Source organism: Sodalis sp. RH20 (assembly GCF_047324205.1).
In the GTDB taxonomy this organism is placed as follows: domain Bacteria; phylum Pseudomonadota; class Gammaproteobacteria; order Enterobacterales; family Enterobacteriaceae; genus Acerihabitans.
In genome coordinates, this window is record NZ_CP178733.1 from 1,679,210 (window position 1) to 1,699,918 (window position 20,709).

Sequence of the window (20,709 nt, forward strand, 5' to 3'; positions counted from 1 at the left end):
AAGCCCTTTTTATGTCATTTCAGACAAAAGTATGGTGTGGAATACTGACCGGCGTCAATCAACGGTTTCAGGAGAAATGTGATGCCTTATGTCATGGACAGTGAACTTGCGGCACGTTTAGCACAATTGCAGCCCGAGCTTGCGCGTTTTCCCGCCTTTCAACCCGGCGATGTTCTGAGCTGGCGGGACAAGAGCAACGCCTTCTATGCGTTGCTTAACGACCATTTTCCCGAGGCGACCGGCATAGAGACCCGGGAATTTTTCATTCCCATGGGTAATGAAAAACGCCTGGCGCGCTGGTATCAGAACGCGGGCGAGCCCTCGCGCGGCGCGGTGCTCTTTGTGCATGGCGGTGGCGGCGTCTCCGCCGATATCGCCGCCTATCATAAAATAGTGGCGAACTATGTGGCACAAAGCGGCGTCAGTTTTCTGGCGCTGGATTATCACCTTGCCCCGGAGATAGCGGGAGATAGCCAGGCGGAACAAATCATTAGCGGTCTGGCTTGGCTACAGCAAAACAGCGCGCAGTTGTCCATCGAACCGGATCGTATTGTGCTGATGGGTGACAGCGGCGGCGGGGGTATCGCGGCGTCCGCGGCCATTCTCGCCCGGGATCGACACATTGCCTTAGCCGGGCAGATCCTCGTTTACCCCATGCTGGATGACCGGACGACGGATGCGACAGCGGAAATATCGCCCTTTCTTACCATCACCGCCAGCGAAATACAGACCGCATGGCGCGCCAGGATCCCGGACGGAGCGGATGACGGACAACTGAACCGCATTATCCCGGCCAGGCTGGACGATTTTACAGGACTTGCCCCCACGTATATTGACGTGGGCGAGCTGGATCTCTTTTGCGCGGAGAACCTGGCCTGGGCGGGAAATCTGGCCGCCGCCGGCGTGCCGGTGGAATTTCATCTCTACCCCGGCGTCAATCACGGTTTTGAGTTGCTGGCCCCGCATTCAGCCATCGCCCAACAGGCCATGCGGCTGCGTTGTTCGGCCATTCGCCGTCTGACGGCGTAAGCAGGGTACTTCCAGCCAGGGCCGCGAACCGCCGGTGTATCCTGCTTCGGCGTCGCGGCCGCGCGTTGCGCTGAAAGTTACACGGCCAGCGTGTAGCCGTGTAGCCATGAAAAATGCCGGCCAAGACTGTTGAGCACGGCATCACGCTCCGCCCGGGCAGGTCCCTGCGCAAGATGCAGACAGTCATTCACCCGGCGCGACGATGCCTGAATTCTTTCACCACGGGCTTTACGTTCGCGTTGGTAGCTCTCGAGCTTTGATTCGATGGAAACCAGGGCATCATTATTCATGATGTGCGCGAGGGCGACGGCATCTTCGAACGATGAAATCGCGCCCTGGCCGTGATGGGGCATCATGCCGTGCGCGGCATCGCCGATGAGCACGGCGCGCCCGCGATGCCAGGCCGCCATCGGGCTGACCTGGAACATCCCCCAGCGCTCGGACAGGTTAACGTGTTCAAGAAGCTGCCCGACGGCGGGATGCCAGCCGTTAAACATCCCGGCGATGGCGCCGGCGTCGGCGGGGACCCGCCAGGCTTCCTGCCGCCATATTTCCGGACCATCCATAAAAACCACGATCGTCTGATATGCAAAGTTTTTCCCGATGGGAAAATTCAGTACGTGTTTGCCATCGCCCATCCAGTCGGTAAAGGAATGCGGTTCGGGAAGGAGGTCGAGATCGGCGGTTTTGGCCAGTCCGCGAAACGCGCTGTTGCCGGTGAATACCGGCGTGGCGGAGGCACTGATCGCATTGCGGACGACGGATTTAATGCCGTCGGCGCCCACCACCAGGTCCGCCGTCGCCACCGAACCATCAGCCCAGTAAAGTTTCGCTTCGCTGCCTGCATCCTCCAGACGGGTAAGCTGTTTGCCCAGCCGGATATGTTCTTTGCCGATAACGTCAAGCAAGGCCGCCTGCAGGTCGGTACGGAAGGCGCCGTAGTAGGGGTGCCCGTATTCATTCCTGTACCAGTTATCGCGGGCGAGCAACTGCGAGGCCGCCACGCTGCCGTCTTCATTGCGAAAAAACGCGGCTTCCGTTTCACAGGAACATTCCGCCATGCGCGTCGCAATGCCCAGCTCGGCAAACAGGCGCGTGCCGTTCGCCCACAGCGAGATGCCCGCACCAAGCTCAACCAGTTCTCTGGCCTGCTCATACACAATAACCTCATGTTTGCTGTTTTTCATGGCGCAGGCAAAGGCCAGCCCGCCCATGCCAGCGCCAACTACTGCAATTCGTGCCATGGCAGTTCTTCTCCACTCATGTTGGTAAACATCGTCTTACAACTTTCAGATGAAGTACGCATTTATCTTTAAATAAAACAATAATCGGCAGTATTTAAAATAAGGCTTGGCCGCAGGCTGAATAAAATATTCCCATGGCCTTATGACCAGATTAATTAATTTAAATGTAGCTTACGCAGGAAATTCCTTTTCCCGATGATAAATGTGTATGAAATAAGTTTATTGTTGACCGGGGTAAGTTAAATAACTCATTCCCGTTATCCATTCCGGTACGGATTCATATGCAACGTAGTCAGGGCGCGCGCCTTTCATCGCCCCCATCAGCGCCACCCAGTTGAGCGCCTCATGGCCGCCGTGTCCGCCGCGCTCCTCCACTTCCTCATAGGTCAGCGCGCGCATATATTCCACATCACCCGCGGCAAAGCGCTCCAGCATTTCCCTATCCCATTCTTCATTGACCAGCGGATGGCTATTACCGAGCGGCCATTCCATTTTGCTCATCATATCTATTTCATATTGGGCGAAATCGGTATACAGCGTCGGGTCGTCAATCAGCGCTTCCTTACCGATGGTCTGATACACCTTCATGCGCTGCAGCAGCTTATCATCTTCCGGCGCGCCTTCAGTCCATACCGGCGGCCAGTGCGAAAGCCCGCCTGTCGCCAGAAAATGAATACGATAGTCATCAGGCAATGTGTCAATGATTTCGCGGACTTTTAACCCCAGATCGTAAGCCCGTGAATACGGCATAAGCGGCGGAGAGAAGACGTTGATATAGACTGGCACCACTGGAATATTGAATTCCGGGTTGATGAAGACCAGGGGCATCATCAGATTATTGCCATATTCAATCGCGCCCATGCGTGTTGCGTCAAACCCGCCATGAATCAATTTTTCAAGCAACGTTTGCGCAATGCCGGCATTACTGGCAATGCTGTGCTGAGTAGTGAATTTCAGCGCTTCCATCATATATTCCGCCGGCCCGATATTCGCGTCACTGACTGGAACGCCCAGGGTCGGCATTAAGTTGCGGAAATTGTTTTCAAAATGATCGTCTAAAAACGCAATAATCAGATTTGGTTTGGTATCGTCGATACAGTGTTTCAACCGCGCATGTATGGCGGCCAGGCGTTTTCGCTGCTCGGGGGAGGGCGCGTCTGCCCAGCCAAGCGCACCGGGAACATGGGACATACTGATGGCACTGACAATCTTAGCCATATCATAACCTCGTTATCTGAATAGGTGATATTTCAACGTGAACGCCTGAGAAAATGTATTATCTGCAAATCAAATAATCGTATTGGTTAATTCGCCGATCTCCTTCATTGCCACCGTCACTTTATCTCCCTTTTTTAAATATCTAGGCGGCGTAAAACCTATTCCAACACCAGCAGGCGTACCGGTGGCGATAATATCGCCCGGCAGCAGCGTAATGTTTTGTCCAATGGTCTTGATTAGGGTCGCAACGTCAAAGATAAGATCCGCAATGGCGGCCTCCTGGCGTTTTTCGCCGTTGACGGTACAGGCTATTGTCTGGGAACCGGGTTCGCCAAACTCATCGGCAGTCACCAGGACCGGGCCCATCGGGCAGAATCCGTCAATGCCCTTGCCGAGCAGCCACTGGCTATGCTGTTTTTGCAGATGACGCGAGGTGAGGTCGTTGACCAGCGTGTAGCCGAAGACATAAGACATGGGATCGTCGCTCTGCGTCACGCGTCCTTTTTTGCCCAGCACCACGGCTAACTCGGCTTCGTAATCGAGGGTATGGAAGGGATCGAGCGTACTGTCTACCTCGTCGCCGGGGCCACTGACCGAGGTGGAGGGTTTGCTGAAGATAATAGGATGCGCGGGAACATTTCCCGCCGCGGCGCTCGAATCAAACCCGCTGTTTGCAAACTCTTGCGCATGGGCCGAGTAATTTTTGCCGACGCAAAAAATATTGCGCCGGGTACAGGGAATCGGCGCCAGTAAACGCACGTCTTCCTGCGCCAGGCCATCCTCATCGGGACTTTCACTGTAGCGTTGCAGCCTGTCGGCAAATGTCGCATAGCAGTCAATCAGCACATTCATATCATTGGTAGCAACAATATCAGTGACATCGACTACTTTTCCGGCAGTGTTAATTACGCCGATTTTTTTCTCGCCGGAAAGCAGATACGTAACCAGTTTCATATTTTACCTTACAATAAAAACGCTATATTAATTAATCGCGCGCGCGGGCCACGGCTTCCACTTCAATGAGGAATTCTTCTTTAACCAGCCGGTCCACTACCAGCAGCGTATTCGGCGCATAATTTGGCGTGGCGAAAAGTGTTGGAAACAGTTCTTTCCGGTTTTTCATAAAAGCGTCAATATGCTGGGATGCCACCAGATAGGTATTAAATTTCACCACATCATTGTAATCGCAGCCTACCGCTGCCAGCACCGCGCCCAAATTGTTAAACACCTGCGCAAACTGCGCGTCAAAATCGTTTTTGCCTACCACGCCGCCATCGGAACCTACTGAAAGTTGGCCGGAGATATAATAAAGGTCTCCCGCGCTCACTTTGGTCAGGTTAGAATAGAGTCCTTGCGCGGGGCTGGCGTTTTCCGGATTGATGTATTGCACCTTATCGGACACGGTAATACTCCTCGATGATAATAGGAATGAAGCCAATATAATGTTAATGCGAATCATGGCGGCGGAAACGATCGAGAATAACGGCGAAAATAATGACGACACCCACGGCGAGCGTCTGGTAATAGGCGGATACGCCTACCATGTTCATCACGTTTGATAGCAGCGTTAATACCACCACACCGGTAATCACCTGCCGAAGATTGCCTGCGCCGCCGGTCAGCGCCACGCCCCCGAGAACGACCGCCGCCAGGGACTGCAGCGTCAGGTTCGCCGCCGCGATGGGCTGGGCGGAGCTGGTCCAGGCGGTTAAGATGATGGCTCCCGTTCCGGCGCAGAAACCGCTGACCATATAGACCAGGACCGTATTCCATTTTACGTTGATTCCCGATTTGGACGCCGCGGACACATTGGAGCCCATGGCATAGACATAGCGGCCGAACAGCGTGTATTTGAGCAATACGCCAATCATGATGGTCAAGGCGATGGCAATCCATACCATGACGGGAAGCCCTAATAATGTGCCATAGCCCACGGCTTCGATATATGAGGCGGGAACGTCGTAAATGGGCACGCCGCCCGACAATATTAAAGCGAATGCCTGAGCGACGGACAGCATCCCCAGGGTAATCACCAGGGGGGAGGTATTAAAAACCGCGATAAGGATGCCTGACGCGGCGCCGGTTAACGTGCCGACCAGCAGCATGGCGACCAGGCCCGCGGGGACGCCGAACTGATTCATGATCATCACGCCCGCGACGCCTGCGAGGGACATGGCAGAAGAAAGCGACAGATCCAGTCCCCCCCTTATTACGGCCACGGCCTGGCCAAGTGAGATAATAAGCAGAGGGGCCAGTTGGCAGGCCAGATTTATCCCGTTACTGACGGACATAAATCTCGGCTGGATAAAGCCCGCGATGACGGCGGTTAACACAATCAACAGGGGAAGCATCCAGTCCGAAAGCGAAAACCGTCTGGTTTTCACGCTTTTTCCCGACGCCAGGAGCCCCGCTTCTCTGCTTGTACTCATGATGCAAACTCCTGCTTCATCATTACGTAAAGGTTAATGATCTGGCTGGTCGTGACCGGCCTGGCCGACAACGTCTGCGATAATCGACGCTTTGTCATGTTCGTCAGGGTTGCGGTATGCCGTGACGATACTGCCGTGGAACATTGTCCACACCGTGTCGCACAGCGCCATCGTTTCGGCCAGATCGCTTGATAACATCAGCACCGATACCCCGGTCGAGGCCAGCGCGCGAATGCGCTGATGGATTTCATGTTTGGCCGCGATATCGACGCCGGCGGTGGGTTCTTCCAGTACCAGCACTTTTCCGGCGCTGGCCATGGCCCGGGCGAGCAGAACCTTCTGCTGGTTGCCGCCGCTGAGGCTGGTAAGCGGGTCATGCTTATCAGCGTATTTCACGCCGCAGGCTTGCAGCAGTTGGTCCGCCATGGATTCTGCCCGGCCAATACGGATAAATCCGCTGCGAGCGAACCGTTTTAACTGGGTCATCATCAAGTTTTCCGCGATGGACAGGGACGGATACACGCCATTGGCCGCCCTGCCGGCAGGCAGCCAGGAAACCCCTTTTTTCAGCGCCTCGGACACGTTTGCGGGCCGCCACGCATAACCCTCTAATTTGAAGCTGAGGGGGGCGTCGCCTGGCATGGGCAGGAAGCCGACCAGGTTATGCAGCAAGGCCTCGCCTCCGCAGCCGACCACCCCATAGATGCCAACCACTTCGCCGCGACCGACAGAAAAAACCCGGGTTCCGCCGCTGCTGACCGGCAGGTTTTCCACGTCGAGCAGGGGCGGGAAGCGCAGGTTGCCTTTGTCATTCATTTCGTGGCTGCCGGGCGCCTTGCCCGTAAGGCGCGAAACAATGACATCAGCATCCACATCGCCGCCGACGGGGAATGAGTCCACGACTTGTCCATTGCGCATAATAGTGACCCTGTCACTGACCGCGATCACATCATCAATATGATGAGTCACTAAAACCGAGGCCAGACCCGCTGCCCGCAGTTTTTCCAGCACCCGGAAAAAGCGTTCCTTCTCGACGGCGCCCAGCATGGCCGTCGGCTCGTCGAAGATAATCACCCGCGGCTGGGACAGTAACGATTTCCCGATTTCGATAAGCTGCTGTATGGCTACCGGGAAAGCGCTTACCGACCGTTCCATATCAATGTCGGCCAGCCCAAGCTGGGCCAGGACTTCCTGCACCCGGGCGACTTCCCGGGCTTTGCGGATAAACGAAAACACCGTTTTGCCTTTCTCCGCGCCCAGCCACAGGTTGGCGCGGACCGACAGGCTCGGCGCCAGGGACAGTTCCTGATACACCATCACTATGCCGGCATGGCGCGCTTCACGGGAACTGCTGAACGAGACTTGCCGTTCGCCATACCAGATCGCGCCTTCGTCTGCTGGATATAATCCGCTGATGATCTTGCCGATAGTTGACTTGCCGGCCCCGTTCTCGCCCAGCACGCAGTGGATCTCCCCGGCCTGGAATTGGATGGAAACCTGGTTCAGCGCCTGCGTGGCGCCAAACCGCTTGGACAAGCCGCTGATCCGCAGCAGCGGCGAGCTTCCCTGACTTAGCGCCTTACCCGTTACCTGTTCTGTCGACATCGTTGTTACCTCGTACCAGGCTTACTGCATTGCAGGCACTTTCCATTCAGCCGGCGCGATTTCATAGGTTTCAAAGGGATGTGTCGCCACGTTGCTCTTGTCCAGCACCTTATTCGGCACATTGTAATGGGCGTAATTCAGTCCATCGGTACCTGCCGGCGCCAGGTTAGGCAGCGGTTTTCCCGCCATGGCGCGGATGGCGTACTGAACAATCAGGCGACCCATGATGATGCCCGGCTCGGATACCACGGCCAGCATTTTCCCGTCTTCTATCATCGGCACGGCCCTTTTAACCATGGCCGAGCTCACGACGGACGCCTGCCGGTGCTGCTGGCGGATAGCCTGGACCGCCCCCATGCCCAGCGTAATCTGCGGGGTATAGATAAAATTGACCTCAGGGTTGCGTAGCATCAGGTCGGAGGCCTTGGCCAGACCTTCCTGCAGATCGATGCCGCCGCCAAATCCCGTTTCAACCACGGAAACGGGCGTTGCGCATTTACCTGCCTGCGCCTTGAAACCTTCATAACGAAGGCGTACCCATTCGGCCCCGGCGGGTCCTGGGATCATTGCGACATTTTTCGGCGTGACCGGGGATTTACAGACGGCGTCCGCCATAAGTTTGCCGATATAGGTATCATCCTGCAGAACGCCGAAGTCGATATTTTTACTGTCCACGGGGATGCCGACCGATGCGACCTTCATGCCGCCCGCTTTGAGGGATTTAATGATGGGGTCAAAACCGTTGAAGGCGGCCGGGGCCAACACCGCCACGTCGGCGCCGATGCTTTTCAACGCCTCCAACTGGGCAAACTGTTCACGCACATTGCCGTATGCGCCGGCCACCGACACCTGGACCACGTCCACGCCGGAGCGTTTGGCTTCATCGGTAATGCCGTAAATAATGCCTTTATAAAAATCATCGTTCAGATGGACTACGGTCACCCCCAGCTTGAACGGCTTTTCCGCTTTAAGCGCGGGAATCAACCCGACTAATCTGTCTTCCTCTGCTTTTACCGGGGTAGTCATAAAGGCTGATAGCGCCGTTGATGCCAGAATATAGGAAAAGAATAAAGGGGACGTGCGTTTTTTAAAGTGAGAAAGCCAATTCATTATAATTTCCTCGTTGTAATACCGCGACAGGACAGAAAACATCATTCCCTGTGAAAGGGTGTTTTGTAGTGAAAAGCCGACTTATTATCGGACCGTCATTAAGCATTGCGGCGATGCGTTATCGCCACGCACATCGCTTTATTCTTGTCATCTCGGGCGCAGCGATGGAATTACTGAAACAGTTGATGCGCTGCCGCCATAAAGGCTCTGGTTCTTTCAAATGCCACAGAGTGAGAGCATTCACTCAGGATGTGTAAATCGGCATATTTAATCTTTGCTGATAAATATTCAGAGGTACTTTTGGGAAAAGGAATATCATCGCGCCCGTGCAGCATGACGACCGGGCAGTTAATCGCGGACAACACCTCATCACCCAGGGTGGTCATTTCGACATAACGCTGCGGTTCGCCGGTAAACATGGCATTGAAATATTCGGCATAACCGGGCGCAAACACGACCGGCTCTCTTGCCTTGATATAGTTGTCATCAATGATCGATTGATCATGAATAAGCGTACCCAGAGTGGCGATCAGTTCGTCCCGGTTTTGCGGACACCGCCAGATGCGCTGAGTCGCGGCCGTGGCAAGGAAGGGCGCGCCGATAGCGCCGGTGGTCAGCACTGCCGACACCCGCTTGTCGGAAGACGCCAGTGACAGTGCGATGGCAGCGGACAGCGAATGGCCGATGATGCCGATCTCGGCCGAGCCGATGTAATCCAGCATCGCTTTAGCCTGGCGAATCCACAGGGGGAAATCGAAGTAGGGTGGTTCCGCCTTGCGATCGCTGATGCCAAAACCGATAAGATCCATGGCGAAGATGTGATAGTCATGGCCCAGCGGCTCCAGCACGCGGCTCCAGTTGCCTAAACTGGAGGCGCCAGGGCCGGAACCATGAATCAGCATCAGCGGCTTGCCTTTCCCTGCGTGATAATAGCCTGCCTGCATGCCTTCAAATTCAATGGACGCCTTATTCAGTGGAACATTCATGCTGACTCCTGGCTGACACCGGTGGGGGTGAAATTGATAATACGCGGCAAAAAACTTTTTTAAAGCAAAAAATGGATTTTTTGGCATATTATAAGTTTTATGTATGAATATCCTTTTAATTTTGGCTATGTTATTATGGGAATTAATTAGCAGAGCAAGCTTTTAACTATTTGAAAAATAAGAATCCACTGGAGAAGGAAAATGAAGGTTCTCAAAGAGGGAAGGTCGCTAAATGAGACGATTTATTCTCATGTCCGGGGCTTGATTCTTACCGGGCAGCTTCTGCCGGGGAATAAACTTAAGATTTCCGAACTTGCCCAGCGGTTTGATGTGAGCATGAATGTCATACGCGAGGCCCTGAGCCGCCTGGCGGGCGAATTGCTGGTGGACGTTGCGCCGCAGCAAGGATTCAGCGTGCGTGGGCTGAATGCGGGCGAGCTTATCGATTTAACGGAACAGCGGATTACGTTGGAAGGGATTGCCTTGCGCAAGTCGATCGCCAGCGGGGATATTGAGTGGCAGGCGCGCCTTATCGCCGCTAATCACCGCCTGGTCCATACTCCCCAGACCTTACCTGAGTCGCCGGACAAATTTAATCCTGAATGGCATACGCGCCATGAGGTGTTCAATTTTATCATGATGGAAAACTGCGGCAGCAAATGGCTATTTTTGATGGTCAAACAGCTTGCCGAGGCGTTTTCAATTTATCAGCGGGTGCTTTTACCGGTTTCAACAGAGCAGGGGGAACGCAACAGCGATCACAATGAACTGTTGCAGGCAATATTAGACGGCAACGCGGACCGTGCCGTGTCTATTTTGTCTGAACATCTGAACCATACCCGCGATGTGATGCTAAGCGCGCTGGGCACCGCCGTTCGTGCCGAGCGCAGTACCTCTGCTTCCCACTGACAGGCGGCGGGATTATGCGGGTCCCGGCTGTTCGCCGGGGTCGGGAGCATCGTTGCGGGACGCGAGCAGCGCCCGCACGGCGAGCAGGATGCGTTCAACCCGCGCGCCGGGCCTGATTCGACCTGAACGCTCGAGTTCGGCGAGGCCATGCAGGGTCGCCCAAAACGTCTCGGTCATGACCTCTGCGTCGGCGCAAAACGGCGTGACCACCGTCGCGATGGCGTCGAAAGCAGCCCGCAGTTCCGGCCTGGTATCCGCCTCGGCGAACCGCAGAGGGGTCGGGAGGACAAACATGGCCTCGTAGAGCGCGGGCCAGCGGAAGGCAAAGCCGAGATAAGCCATGGCGACATTCTCCAGGGCGTTCCGCTGTCCGTCCGATTCACGCGCCGCGGCACGAAGCGCCGCGGTGATCTCTTGGAAACCCTCGATCGCCACAGCGGCAACAATCGCATCCCGGTTCTCGAAATGTGAATAAAGCACGGGCTGGCTGTATTCTATCTCTTGTGCCAGGCGGCGGATGGTCACCGCATTCCATCCTTCGCGCTCTGCGATCGCGCGCGCTGCCGCAATAATGCGGGATTCGCGTTCCGCCCGCTGCCTGCCTTTCCGCTCGGCGATACTCATGCTTTTATCTCCCGGACCACCCTAGCCGTCATTGCCGGTTATTATACGATGGCTTGATAATCTAGCAATGATAGATTATATTCTATTGCTATATTATCACCCTGGGACACTCAAATGCATTGGCTAACGTTCGGACTGGCGCTGTTCCTGGCACTCGCGATTATCGCGATTGGCAGCCTCTATATGGTGAACCCCACCGCCGCGACCCGCAGTTTCGGCCTGCCGCTGCCGGAAAGCGGCGTCAACATTCCATGGTGGCTGCGCCTGAAGGGCGTGCGCGACCTGACGACGGGATTCATGGTACTGGCGTTCATGGCGTGGGATACCCCGCGCGGCGTCGGCCTTATCCTGTTGGTGGGCGCCCTTATTCCGGTCGGCGACATGCTGCTTATTCTCGCCGCGAAAGGCTCCGCCAAAAGCGCCTTCGGCATCCATCTGCCTACGGCCGCGCTTATGGTCTTAACGGCCATGCTGATGCTGCCGGGGGGACGCTGAGAGGGTTCATACGCTTTCCGGCCATCCCTATGGGCGTTAATCGATATACTTTAACCCGGCCTGCTCCAGCATATCGCGCATATGATACATATCCAGGCCCAGCTCGCCCTTAGCGAAACGCTCGCGCTTCGCCTGTTCGTTATCTTCGCGTTGCTGCGCCGCGTCGGCCGTTTGCCGGGCGAGGTCGCGCGGCACCACCACCACGCCGTCGTCATCGGCGACGATCACATCGCCGGGATTGACCAGCGCGCCGGCGCAAATCACCGGCACATTGACTGAGCCCAGGGTGGCGCGGGCGGTGCCTTTGGCGCTGATGACGCGGGAGAATACCGGGAACCCCATGTCGCGCAGGGCGCCGACATCGCGTACCCCCGCCTCGCTCACCAGGCCGGCGGCGCCGCGGGCGCGGTAAGAGGTGGCCAGCAGTTCGCCGAACATGCCGTCGCCGTTTTCCACGGTACAGGCCACCACCACGATATCGCCTTGCCGGATCTGCTCTGCGGCGACATGCAGCATCAGGTTATCGCCGGGCTGGGCCAGCACGGTCACCGCGTTGCCGCATAACCGGGCGCCGGCAAAGGCCGGGCGGATGTGGGGTCGCATAAGGCCGGTGCGGCCCATGGCCTCATGCAGCGTGGCCACGCCAAAATCCCCCAGCCGTCTGACCAGGGCCGGATCGGTCCGCTCGATGTTGCGTTTGACTATACCTAATGCATTGATTCGGGTATGCATACTGCCTCCTTAACGGCCCTGGGCCTTAAGTCGTTGATCGAGAAGAGGATAGACGCGGCGTGCATTGCCCTCGAATATCAGTTGGCGTTCAGCGTCGTCAAGCCGGGCGCATTCAATATAACGGCGGGTATCGTCAAACGCGAACCCGGTTTGCGGGTCGATACCCCTGACCGCGCCGATCATTTCCGAGGCGAACAGCACATTCCTGACGGGGATCACGCTGGTAAGCAGGTCGATGCCCGGCTGATGGTAGACGCAGGTATCGAAGAAAATATTGTTCAGCAGCTTTTCCTCGATATCGTCGATGCGCATCGCCTGCGCCAGTCCACGGTAGCGGCCCCAGTGGTAGGGCACGGCGCCGCCGCCGTGGGGAATAATAAAGCGCAGCCGGGGGAAATCGGTAAACAGATCCGAGGCCAGGCACTGCATAAAGGCCGTGGTGTCGGCGTTCAGGTAATGGGCGCCGGTGGTGTGAAACGCCGGGTTGCAACTGGTGCTGACGTGGATCATCGCCGGCAGATCATATTCCTGCATTTTTTCGTAAATCGGATACCAATATCGATCGGACAAGGGCGGCGACGTCCAGTGGCCGCCGGAGGGGTCCGGATTAAGATTGATGGCGACGAAACCGTACTCCCGCACGCAGCGATCCATTTCCGCCAGGCATGAGCGGGTGTCGACGCCCGGCGACTGCGGCAGCATGGCGGCGCCGGCGAAAAAGGCCGGATACAGCGCGCTGACCCGATAGCATAATTCATTGCAGATCCCGGCCCACGCCGCGCTGGTGGCGGCGTTGCCGATATGGTGGGCCATAAAGCTGGCGCGCGGCGAAAAAAGGGTTACGTCGATACCGCGCTCGCGCATTTTTTGCAGTTGGTTCTGCTCGATGCTTGCCCTGATTTGCTCATCGGTGATACGCAAATCGGCGGCGCTGATGCCGGAAGCGGGGTCGGTCAGGGCGGCCACCTGGCGCTTGCGCCAGTCCTCAAGGGCATCCGGCGCGGTAGTGTAGTGCCCGTGGATATCGATAATCATTGCATTTTTGCCCTCTCGGCGGTGTGGTTTTCAGCCATGACGATATGACCCAGATCGCGCCCCCGGGTTTCCGGCAGCATCATGGCGGCAAGCACCACGATGACATAGGACGCGCAGGCGCATATGCCCATGGCCGGTCCCAAATCCATATTGATGCTCAGTAATCCCACCATGGTCGGCATCACCGCGCCCAGGGCGCGGCCGGCGTTACCGCACAGGCCCTGCGCCGAACCGCGCACCCGGGTGGGGAACAGTTCGGCGATAAAGGCGCCGGTGCCTGCGGCGGTGCCCGATTGCAGCGTGCCGAGCACAAATCCCAGCAGCAGGGTGATGGTCAGGTTGATCGGCGCCAGCGTATAGACCCCTACCGCCACGGCCTGGCAGCAGGCGATGATCATAAAGGTTTTACGCCTGCCGAACGCATCGGCCATCCAGCCATTAAGGAAGGCGCCGGCGAACGACCCGAGGATATTGATGGCCAGATAGCCGCCGACGTTGTTAATCGACAGATGCAGCACCAATTTCAGGTAAGCCGGCAGCCAGGTAATCATCACGTAATTGCCGCCGTAAATACCAAAGGTCAGCAGAATGGCCTTCAGGGTGGTGGCGCGATAAGGGGAGGAAAAAACATCCCAAATACTGTTGGACTGATCCTGGACGTCGGCATGTTCTTTTTTATACAGCGGCGCTTCCTGGATATTGCGCCGGATCCACAATACCAGCAGCGCGGGCAGCAGTCCCAGGGCAAACAGGATGCGCCAGGCGGTATCGGCGGGAAAAGAATTAAAGATAATGGTCGAAATAATAACGGTAATACCGTAGCCGATGGCCCAGCCCGCCTGCAGCGCGCCGACCACGCGCCCGCGCACCCGGGCGTTGATGGTCTCGCTGATAAGCACCGCCCCGACCGCCCACTCGCCGCCAAAACCGATGCCCTGCAGGCCGCGGGTGATCATCAGCTGCCAGAAGGAATCGGTAAATGCCGACAGGAACGTAAAGAGGGAAAACCAGGCGATGGTCACCTGCAGGATCCGCACCCGGCCATAGCGATCGGATAAAATACCGGCAATCCAGCCGCCCAGCGCCGCCATGATCAGCACGGTGGTGCCCAGGATGCCCGCCTGTCCTTTGGTCATGCCCCACAGGGCGATAAGCGTCGGGATGGACAGGGCATACATCTGCGTATCCATGGCGTCCAGCCCCCAGCCGCTGAAGCAGGCCCAGAAGGTGCGTTTTTCGATTTTGTTAAGCGATGTGAACCATTGAAACATCATCATGTCCCCTTTATGCCTTCGCCACCGGCGTTATAAACCGTCTCCCCGGTATTGAAAGGGCTTTTACAGGCAATATCGTTTCACTTATCGACAGCATGGGATTCGTTTTGCGCCGAACTCCAAACGATGAGCACGTATTAAACAGCTATCTCTTTTGCATGCAGCAGCGGTCGCGCGTCGCCGCCCAGCCGTTCCGTCGCGCGGGCGGCAATCTCCAGCAGGATGGGGCGATACCGCGCCATCAACGCCATGTCCAGCCGGCTGATGGGCGCCACGATGCCCAGCGCGCCGATAAGCCGCTGGCCGGGGCCGAATACCGGCGCGGAAATCCCGGCGGTTTCCTCGTCGCGCTCGCCGTGCGACGCGTAGGTATGGGCCCGGCGCACCTGTTCGTAGATGTCGCCGGGCTCCCCGGAAAAGGCCAGCAGGATCCTGCCGCCGGCACCGCGCTCCAGGGATTGCACATCGCCCTGCTGTACGTTTACGCGCACGGCAAATTGCGAATTAATCCGAAACAGGCACAAGCGGTGATCCCCTTCCCGGATATGAAAAGACACGGTTTCGCCAAGTTGTTCATTAAGCTCACGCATTAACGGCAGCAGCACATCGCTGAGATTCAGGTGGGCTAAGTAATGGTTTCCCAGGCTGAAGGTGGCGGAGCCGAGGCCGTAACGGCCATCCTCCAGGCGGATCATCATCCGGTGATGGCAAAGCGCCGCCGCCAGCCTGAGCACCGTGCTTTTATACAAGCCGGTGCGCCTGGCGAGTTCGGTCAGGGTTAACGACCGATCTTCTTGCCTGAAGGCGAACAGCAGCGCCATCGCCCGATCGATCACATCGACGCCGCTGGGGGTTACGCCCAGGGGTTGGGGATTTGTCCCCTCTGTTCGCGCCATAATATTGCCTCGTGTTCTGTCTGATAGAACTAGATATCATCTAATAGAACAACTATAGACAGCGCAGGGGATAATTTCTGTGTGTTTCATCACAGGTTAATAAGGGGAGGGGAGGCGGGGTGTGCCGGCAAAAGGCCACTTAGCCAGGCCGCAGCAAAGCGGATAATCCTGGCGCCGATCATGGCGACGGGGAAAGGGATTGACACAAAATCGTAACATGCTATCGTCTATCGGTAATATATAACACCTTACAGATAACAACTGACTGAGGAGAAGGGTAATGCGCTTTCGAAAAACTATCGGCGTGGCATGGGTCGGTTCCGCGCTGATGCTGTGTGCCGCCTCAACATATGCATATGCGGCGCCCGCCAACAGCATGCCCACCGGTGAGGAGGGCGGCATTGCGGCTGTGCCCGAGATTGTCGCGCTGGTGCCCGAGGCGATAAAAAAACGCGGGGTGCTCCGCGTCGCCACCATGACAAAATACCAGCCTTTTTCTTTTGTCGCCAACGGGAAAACTGTCGGCATGATTCCGGAGATGGTTAGCGCTGTCGCCCAAACGATGGGGCTGAAAGCGGAGATCCAGGGTATGGATTTCCCCGCGATTCTGTTAGGGCTGCAGGCACAGAAATACGATATCGGCATGGGCGAGTTTTTCGTGCGCAAAGACCGTGTCGAAGTTGCCGACTTTGTCACCGAATGGAGTAATTTCGATGCGTTCGTGGTGAATAAAGGCAGCAAATATATGCCTGAAAGCATCGCGGATGTCTGCGGGCATAAGATAGCGATCCTGGGGGGGTCTTCCGGCGTTCCCGCCATGGAAACCGGCAAGGCGCGCTGTGCGGATGAAGGCAAACCGGCGCCTCAGGTCAGCGTCTTTCCGCAAATGGCGGATGCCGTGCTTGCGCTCGCCAGCAAACGCGTCGAGGCGGTGCTGACCGGCCGCGAAGTGGGGTTAACCCTGGTGGCGTCGGGACAGCCTTTTGTGCCTACAGGCCGTGTGGGCGGTGGTCCCTGCGCCACGGCCGTGGCGCGCAATGAGTCAAGCGCGGGGTTGCTGCAAGCCCTGCAGGCCGCCTATGTGCACCTGATCGCGTCGGGAAAATATGCGCAAATCCATAAGCGGTGGGGCACGGATTACGGCATGATCACTGATCCCACTATCTATAAACAAGGCGACGCCCTGCCGGCTTATACCATCGAGTAAAGGTTATCCAACGCTCTGATAGGTAGATATTATCGCTTCTTTTATCCCCCAGGAGACCTGATGCATTCAAGATCTCACTATTCTGTTGTTGATATGCACGCCGCCGGAGCGCAAGCGCGGGTTGTGATCGGCGGCGTCCCGCAAGCCAAGGGCAATACCATGAATGAAAAGCGGCTGTACTTGGCTGCTCACTATGATCATGTGCGCAAGCTGCTGATGTATGAACCCCGCGGCGGTTCACAGATGAGCGGAAGCCTGATTATGGCGCCCTGCGATCCGCGCGCCGATGTGGGTATTGTGTTTATCGAAAGCGGCGGCTGGCTGACCATGTGCGGCGCAGGCACCATCGGCGCGGCGACCGCGTTGATCGAGACCGGCATGTTTAAAGCGGCCGGCGCACGCGCGCAGATCGTATTTGACACGCCGGCCGGTCTGGTGACGGCGCATATTGCTCTTAAAGACGGCGCGGTCCAGGGCGTCTCGCTCTCTAATGTGCCGTCATACCTCGCGGTCAAGGACCACCAGATCGATGTGCCCGGACAGGGTCGTGTCGATGTCGATATTGCCTATGGCGGCAATTTTTACGTCATTGTCCCCGCTGACCGCTTCGATCTGGCGTTGGTCCCGGCCTGTGCGGAACGGCTGGTGTTGATTGGCCGGCAAGTACGGGAAAGCACTAACGCCACCCTCGCCGTCAGGCATCCATTGGAAACGGGGGCGACGCCGATCCCCAACGTGATTTTCACCGGGCCTGGCTCGCATCCGGGCACCCATCGAAATCTGGTGTTGTTTGGTGAAGCCGGTGTCGATCGTTCTCCCGGCGGGACGGGGACATCGGCGCGCATGGCGCAGCTGTATGCGCGGGGTGCGTTGGCATTGGATGAAACCTTTGTCCATGAAAGCATTATCGGCTCCCGTTTCACCGGCAAGCTGACCGGCGTACACATCGTGGCTGGAAAAGAAATGGTGCTACCTCTTATCACAGGGCGGGCGTTTGTTATTGGCCTGCGCAACTTTTTTGTCGATCCGGAGGATCCGTTCCAGGAGGGATTTGGGGTCGGCTATGCGGCGGATGCGAAGCGTCCCGTTTTTTCAGACGGTAAGGATCACATATGAAGTCAAGCGTCCAGTATTCCGTGATTGATGCCCATAGCGCCGGCGCGCCCGCACGGGTGGTTATCGGCGGCGTCGCGCCCGTTCCCGGCGCGCGTATCAGCGAAAAGCGCGCCTATCTGATGGAGCATCACGACGCCATCAGGAAGCTACTCATGTATGAACCGCGCGGGAGTTCGGAAATGTGCGGCAGCATCTTGATGCAGCCCTGCGATCCACGGGCCGACATTGGCATCGTCTTTATCGAAACCGGCGGGTGGCCGTTAATGTGCGGCGCGGGAACCATCGGCGCCGCAACGGTGATGGTGGAAAACGGGTATGTCGAGGTGACCGAACCCCTTTCGCGCATCTCATTTGATACCCCCGCCGGCCTGGTCACCGCGGAAGTCGAGGTCGCTAATGGCGTGGTGAAAGGGGTCACCATCCAAAACGTCGCCTCTTATATGGTGGCCCCAGACCAGGTGGTGGACTTGCCGGCGCGCGGTCCCGTTACCCTGGATATCGTCTTCGGCGGGAATTACTATGCGCTGGTCGCCGCATCAAGTTTGGGGCTGGCGGTGCAACCGGCGTATGCGGAGCAACTGGTGAGCGCGGGTCGCGCCATTCGCGATAGCGTCAATCGCGATCTGCATATCATCGATCCCGCCACCGGCAAGGCTTGCCACGTGCCGATGGTGATTTTCACCGAAGAGCAAAACAGCGCCGGCAGCTACCGTAACCTGGTGTTTTTCGGCGAAGCAGGCGTTGACCGATCTCCCGGCGGCACGGGAACGTCGGCGCGCATGGCCCAGCGCTTTTATCGCCGCCAGCAGGGGCTAGGCGACAGGTTCCGGCACGAAAGCATTATCGGTTCAGTCTTTGAGGGTACTTTCGAGGAGACGACGAAGCTGACTCCCCATGTCGAAGCCATTATCCCGAAAATACGCGGCCGCGCCCATATTATTGCGCAATCGACCTTCCTGCTTGATCCCGAAGACCCTTTTGCCGAGGGTTTCGGCGTCGGCTACGGCAGCGATGCGTTGCCGCCGGCAAACCGGACCGCCTAGGAATGGATGTACAGGAATAGCGGTGCCATGCCACGCGGCAAACGCACCTATGCCAGCGCCTGTTACGCCAAAGCGTATCGGTTATCAAAAAAAACGCCCCGAAGATCATTTGGCCTTCGGGGCGCAGCGCACCGTGATAAGCGTTATCTTTTCTTACGTCGCCACCTGATTAAGCACGGATTTTTTCGCGCGTGTAAACGCCGTTGACCAAACGCGAAAGATTCAGCGGGTTGTCATCTTTTAGCGCATCGGGCAGTAATTCCTGCGGATAATCCTGATAGCAGACCGGGCGCAGGAAACGATCGATTGCCAGCGTGCCCACCGAGGTACCGCGGGCATCGGAGGTCGCCGGCCAGGGGCCGCCGTGTACCATGGCGTCACAGACTTCGACGCCGGTGGGATAAGCATTTAACAGCAGGCGGCCGGCTTTGCGTTCCAGTAAAGGAACCAGATGGGCAAAATGGCGCAAATCTTCCGTTTCCGCCGCCAGCGTCGCGGTCAACTGCCCCCGCAGCCCCGTCAGGGCCCGCGTCAGCTCGGCCTGGTCCGCCACGGCGACGGCGATGGTCACCGGCCCGAAAACCTCTTCCTGCAACAGTGGATCGCCTGTGGTCAACAAACCGGATTGCGCCTGGAACAGCTGGGGCACCGCCTGCATACCTTGCTGCGGCTCCCCGGCGAGATGGGTGATGCCCTGGTGTTGATGTAATTGCGCGAGTCCGTTTTCATAGCTGGCGAGTACGCCGCGGTTGAGCATGGTTTGCGGCGGGCTGCGCCGGATATTTTGCCGCATCATCTGCAAAAAAGCGCTGAAGTCAGGCGAAGATATACCGATTATTAACCCTGGATTGGTGCAAAATTGCCCGCAGCCGGCGACCACGGAAGCCGTCAGCTCACGGGCGATCCCCTCGCCGCGCGCCGCCAGCGCGCCGGGCAGCAGGATCATCGGGTTAATGCTGCTCATTTCGGCAAACACGGGGATCGGATCGGGGCGCGCGGCGGCCAGATCATATAACGCGCGGCCGCCTTTCAGCGAACCGGTAAACCCCACCGCCTGAATAGCCGGATGCCGCACCAGGACTTGTCCGATATCGCCGCCATAAATCATATTGAACACTCCGGCAGGCATGCCGGTTTGCCGGGCGGCGAGCACGATGGCGTTAGCCACGCAATCGGCGGTGCCCATATGGCCATTATGCGCTTTCATGACTACCGGACAGCCCGCCGCCAGGGCGGAGGCGGTATCGCCGCCGGCGGTGGAGAAGGCGAGGGGAAAGTTACTGGCGCCGAACACCGCCACCGGCCCGATGCCCCGTTTTATCTGACGCACATCGGGGCGCGGCAGCGGGGCGCGCTGCGGTAGCGCGGTATCGATACGGGCGCCAAAGCAATCCCCGCGCCGCAGCACGGAAGCAAACAGCCGCATTTGCCCGCTGGTACGCGCGCGCTCCCCGCGGATACGGCCTTCAGGCAGCGCTGTTTCCCGCATCGCCAGCTGGATAAACTCATCGCTCAGCGCATCCAGCCTATCGGCAATGGCATCGAGAAAAAGGGCGCGGTCACGCGCAGGCGCGCTGTGATAGGCTGGAAAAGCCTGCTCGGCGGCCAGGCAGGCCTGGACGGCTTCCTGCTCCGTGGCTTGATAAAAAGTGTAGGGCAGCGCCTCGCCGGTAAATGCATCATAACTGGCCAGCGTGACGCTATTTTGCCGGCTGCGTTCACCGCGGATAAAGTTTTCACCCAGAATTTGCATAGCG

20 protein-coding genes are annotated in these 20,709 nt (G+C 57.5%); 6 read left to right on the forward strand and 14 right to left on the reverse strand.

Annotated features, from left to right (window positions below):
• Positions 1-81: 81 nt before the first annotated feature.
• Positions 82-1,029 carry an alpha/beta hydrolase fold domain-containing protein gene (locus ACL2XM_RS07840; RefSeq protein WP_413722990.1) on the forward strand — a complete coding sequence of 316 codons (948 nt, stop codon included), beginning with the start codon at positions 82-84 and terminating at the stop codon, positions 1,027-1,029.
• Between the two features lie 77 nt (positions 1,030-1,106).
• On the opposite strand, the gene ACL2XM_RS07845 is transcribed toward ACL2XM_RS07840, so the two are convergent.
• The 8 genes from ACL2XM_RS07845 to ACL2XM_RS07880 all read right to left on the reverse strand — a co-directional run bounded on the left by ACL2XM_RS07845 (position 1,107) and on the right by ACL2XM_RS07880 (position 9,708).
• The gene (locus tag ACL2XM_RS07845) at positions 1,107-2,273 is read right to left on the reverse strand and encodes an FAD-dependent oxidoreductase (protein ID WP_413722989.1); all 1,167 of its coding nucleotides are present in this window, start codon (positions 2,271-2,273) and stop codon (positions 1,107-1,109) included.
• Positions 2,274-2,492: 219 nt separating this feature from the next.
• Positions 2,493-3,491: an extradiol dioxygenase gene (locus ACL2XM_RS07850; RefSeq protein WP_410014776.1), complete on the reverse strand. Its 999-nt coding sequence runs from the start codon at positions 3,489-3,491 to the stop codon at positions 2,493-2,495.
• Positions 3,492-3,560: 69 nt separating this feature from the next.
• A complete protein-coding gene (locus ACL2XM_RS07855) occupies positions 3,561-4,445 on the reverse strand; it encodes a fumarylacetoacetate hydrolase family protein (RefSeq protein WP_413722988.1) in 885 nt (294 codons plus the stop codon).
• A gap of 31 nt (positions 4,446-4,476) precedes the next feature.
• A complete protein-coding gene (locus tag ACL2XM_RS07860) occupies positions 4,477-4,893 on the reverse strand; it encodes a RidA family protein (RefSeq protein ID WP_413722987.1) in 417 nt (138 codons plus the stop codon).
• Positions 4,894-4,936: 43 nt separating this feature from the next.
• A complete protein-coding gene (locus ACL2XM_RS07865) occupies positions 4,937-5,920 on the reverse strand; it encodes an ABC transporter permease (RefSeq protein WP_413722986.1) in 984 nt (327 codons plus the stop codon).
• A 33-nt stretch (positions 5,921-5,953) separates the two neighbouring features.
• Positions 5,954-7,525 carry a sugar ABC transporter ATP-binding protein gene (locus ACL2XM_RS07870; protein WP_413722985.1) on the reverse strand — a complete coding sequence of 524 codons (1,572 nt, stop codon included), beginning with the start codon at positions 7,523-7,525 and terminating at the stop codon, positions 5,954-5,956.
• Positions 7,526-7,546: 21 nt separating this feature from the next.
• Complete coding sequence (locus ACL2XM_RS07875; protein ID WP_410014781.1) at positions 7,547-8,635, reverse strand: substrate-binding domain-containing protein; 1,089 nt, start codon at positions 8,633-8,635, stop codon at positions 7,547-7,549.
• A 170-nt stretch (positions 8,636-8,805) separates the two neighbouring features.
• Positions 8,806-9,708, reverse strand: coding sequence for an alpha/beta fold hydrolase (locus ACL2XM_RS07880; RefSeq protein ID WP_413723578.1), 903 nt, complete (start codon positions 9,706-9,708; stop codon positions 8,806-8,808).
• A 114-nt stretch (positions 9,709-9,822) separates the two neighbouring features.
• On the opposite strand from ACL2XM_RS07880, the gene ACL2XM_RS07885 reads away from it, so the two are divergent.
• Positions 9,823-10,530, forward strand: coding sequence for a GntR family transcriptional regulator (locus tag ACL2XM_RS07885; protein ID WP_413722983.1), 708 nt, complete (start codon positions 9,823-9,825; stop codon positions 10,528-10,530).
• Positions 10,531-10,542: 12 nt separating this feature from the next.
• Here the strand turns inward: ACL2XM_RS07885 and ACL2XM_RS07890 are convergent, their stop codons facing one another.
• Entirely contained in the window at positions 10,543-11,154 is a 612-nt protein-coding gene (locus tag ACL2XM_RS07890) for a WHG domain-containing protein (protein ID WP_413722982.1), read from the reverse strand.
• 114 nt (positions 11,155-11,268) lie between these two features.
• Here ACL2XM_RS07890 and ACL2XM_RS07895 point away from each other — a divergent pair, with 114 nt between their 5' ends.
• Positions 11,269-11,649, forward strand: a complete 381-nt coding sequence (locus ACL2XM_RS07895; protein WP_410014785.1) for a DUF4267 domain-containing protein — start codon at positions 11,269-11,271, stop codon at positions 11,647-11,649.
• A 36-nt stretch (positions 11,650-11,685) separates the two neighbouring features.
• Here ACL2XM_RS07895 and ACL2XM_RS07900 read toward each other — a convergent pair whose 3' ends face one another.
• The 4 genes from ACL2XM_RS07900 to ACL2XM_RS07915 form a co-directional block, all read right to left on the reverse strand.
• Entirely contained in the window at positions 11,686-12,381 is a 696-nt protein-coding gene (locus ACL2XM_RS07900; RefSeq protein ID WP_410014786.1) for a 4-carboxy-4-hydroxy-2-oxoadipate aldolase/oxaloacetate decarboxylase, read from the reverse strand.
• 9 nt (positions 12,382-12,390) lie between these two features.
• Positions 12,391-13,416, reverse strand: coding sequence for an amidohydrolase family protein (locus tag ACL2XM_RS07905; protein WP_413722981.1), 1,026 nt, complete (start codon positions 13,414-13,416; stop codon positions 12,391-12,393).
• Entirely contained in the window at positions 13,413-14,693 is a 1,281-nt protein-coding gene (locus ACL2XM_RS07910) for an MFS transporter (RefSeq protein ID WP_410014788.1), read from the reverse strand. Before ACL2XM_RS07910 ends, ACL2XM_RS07905 begins: the two co-directional genes overlap by 4 nt.
• A 134-nt stretch (positions 14,694-14,827) precedes the next feature.
• Entirely contained in the window at positions 14,828-15,586 is a 759-nt protein-coding gene (locus tag ACL2XM_RS07915) for an IclR family transcriptional regulator (protein WP_410014789.1), read from the reverse strand.
• Between the two features lie 280 nt (positions 15,587-15,866).
• On the opposite strand from ACL2XM_RS07915, the gene ACL2XM_RS07920 reads away from it, so the two are divergent.
• The 3 genes from ACL2XM_RS07920 to ACL2XM_RS07930 are packed head-to-tail and all read left to right on the forward strand — an operon-like array spanning position 15,867 to position 18,952.
• Complete coding sequence (locus ACL2XM_RS07920) at positions 15,867-16,793, forward strand: transporter substrate-binding domain-containing protein (RefSeq protein WP_410014790.1); 927 nt, start codon at positions 15,867-15,869, stop codon at positions 16,791-16,793.
• Positions 16,794-16,853: 60 nt separating this feature from the next.
• On the forward strand, positions 16,854-17,909 hold the full coding sequence (locus ACL2XM_RS07925) for a proline racemase family protein (protein WP_410014791.1): 1,056 nt from the start codon (positions 16,854-16,856) through the stop codon (positions 17,907-17,909).
• A complete protein-coding gene (locus ACL2XM_RS07930) occupies positions 17,906-18,952 on the forward strand; it encodes a proline racemase family protein (RefSeq protein WP_410014792.1) in 1,047 nt (348 codons plus the stop codon). The genes ACL2XM_RS07925 and ACL2XM_RS07930 overlap by 4 nt, the downstream gene beginning before the upstream one ends.
• Before the next feature lie 169 nt (positions 18,953-19,121).
• On the opposite strand, the gene ACL2XM_RS07935 is transcribed toward ACL2XM_RS07930, so the two are convergent.
• The gene (locus tag ACL2XM_RS07935) at positions 19,122-20,705 is read right to left on the reverse strand and encodes an aldehyde dehydrogenase (NADP(+)) (protein WP_413732685.1); all 1,584 of its coding nucleotides are present in this window, start codon (positions 20,703-20,705) and stop codon (positions 19,122-19,124) included.
• Between the last annotated feature and the right edge of the window lie 4 nt (positions 20,706-20,709).

Coding starts and splice junctions, on each gene's coding strand:
- ACL2XM_RS07885 (WP_413722983.1), top strand. CDS start 9,823: ATGAAGGTTCTCAAAGAGGGAAGGTCGCTAAATGAGACGATTTATTCT.
- ACL2XM_RS07890 (WP_413722982.1), bottom strand. CDS start 11,154: ATGAGTATCGCCGAGCGGAAAGGCAGGCAGCGGGCGGAACGCGAATCC.
- ACL2XM_RS07855 (WP_413722988.1), bottom strand. CDS start 4,445: ATGAAACTGGTTACGTATCTGCTTTCCGGCGAGAAAAAAATCGGCGTA.
- ACL2XM_RS07900 (WP_410014786.1), bottom strand. CDS start 12,381: ATGCATACCCGAATCAATGCATTAGGTATAGTCAAACGCAACATCGAG.
- ACL2XM_RS07935 (WP_413732685.1), bottom strand. CDS start 20,705: ATGCAAATTCTGGGTGAAAACTTTATCCGCGGTGAACGCAGCCGGCAA.
- ACL2XM_RS07910 (WP_410014788.1), bottom strand. CDS start 14,693: ATGATGATGTTTCAATGGTTCACATCGCTTAACAAAATCGAAAAACGC.
- ACL2XM_RS07850 (WP_410014776.1), bottom strand. CDS start 3,491: ATGGCTAAGATTGTCAGTGCCATCAGTATGTCCCATGTTCCCGGTGCG.
- ACL2XM_RS07930 (WP_410014792.1), top strand. CDS start 17,906: ATGAAGTCAAGCGTCCAGTATTCCGTGATTGATGCCCATAGCGCCGGC.
- ACL2XM_RS07870 (WP_413722985.1), bottom strand. CDS start 7,525: ATGTCGACAGAACAGGTAACGGGTAAGGCGCTAAGTCAGGGAAGCTCG.
- ACL2XM_RS07905 (WP_413722981.1), bottom strand. CDS start 13,416: ATGATTATCGATATCCACGGGCACTACACTACCGCGCCGGATGCCCTT.
- ACL2XM_RS07845 (WP_413722989.1), bottom strand. CDS start 2,273: ATGGCACGAATTGCAGTAGTTGGCGCTGGCATGGGCGGGCTGGCCTTT.
- ACL2XM_RS07925 (WP_410014791.1), top strand. CDS start 16,854: ATGCATTCAAGATCTCACTATTCTGTTGTTGATATGCACGCCGCCGGA.
- ACL2XM_RS07920 (WP_410014790.1), top strand. CDS start 15,867: ATGCGCTTTCGAAAAACTATCGGCGTGGCATGGGTCGGTTCCGCGCTG.
- ACL2XM_RS07840 (WP_413722990.1), top strand. CDS start 82: ATGCCTTATGTCATGGACAGTGAACTTGCGGCACGTTTAGCACAATTG.
- ACL2XM_RS07875 (WP_410014781.1), bottom strand. CDS start 8,635: ATGAATTGGCTTTCTCACTTTAAAAAACGCACGTCCCCTTTATTCTTT.
- ACL2XM_RS07865 (WP_413722986.1), bottom strand. CDS start 5,920: ATGAGTACAAGCAGAGAAGCGGGGCTCCTGGCGTCGGGAAAAAGCGTG.
- ACL2XM_RS07915 (WP_410014789.1), bottom strand. CDS start 15,586: ATGGCGCGAACAGAGGGGACAAATCCCCAACCCCTGGGCGTAACCCCC.
- ACL2XM_RS07880 (WP_413723578.1), bottom strand. CDS start 9,708: ATGCCAAAAAATCCATTTTTTGCTTTAAAAAAGTTTTTTGCCGCGTAT.
- ACL2XM_RS07895 (WP_410014785.1), top strand. CDS start 11,269: ATGCATTGGCTAACGTTCGGACTGGCGCTGTTCCTGGCACTCGCGATT.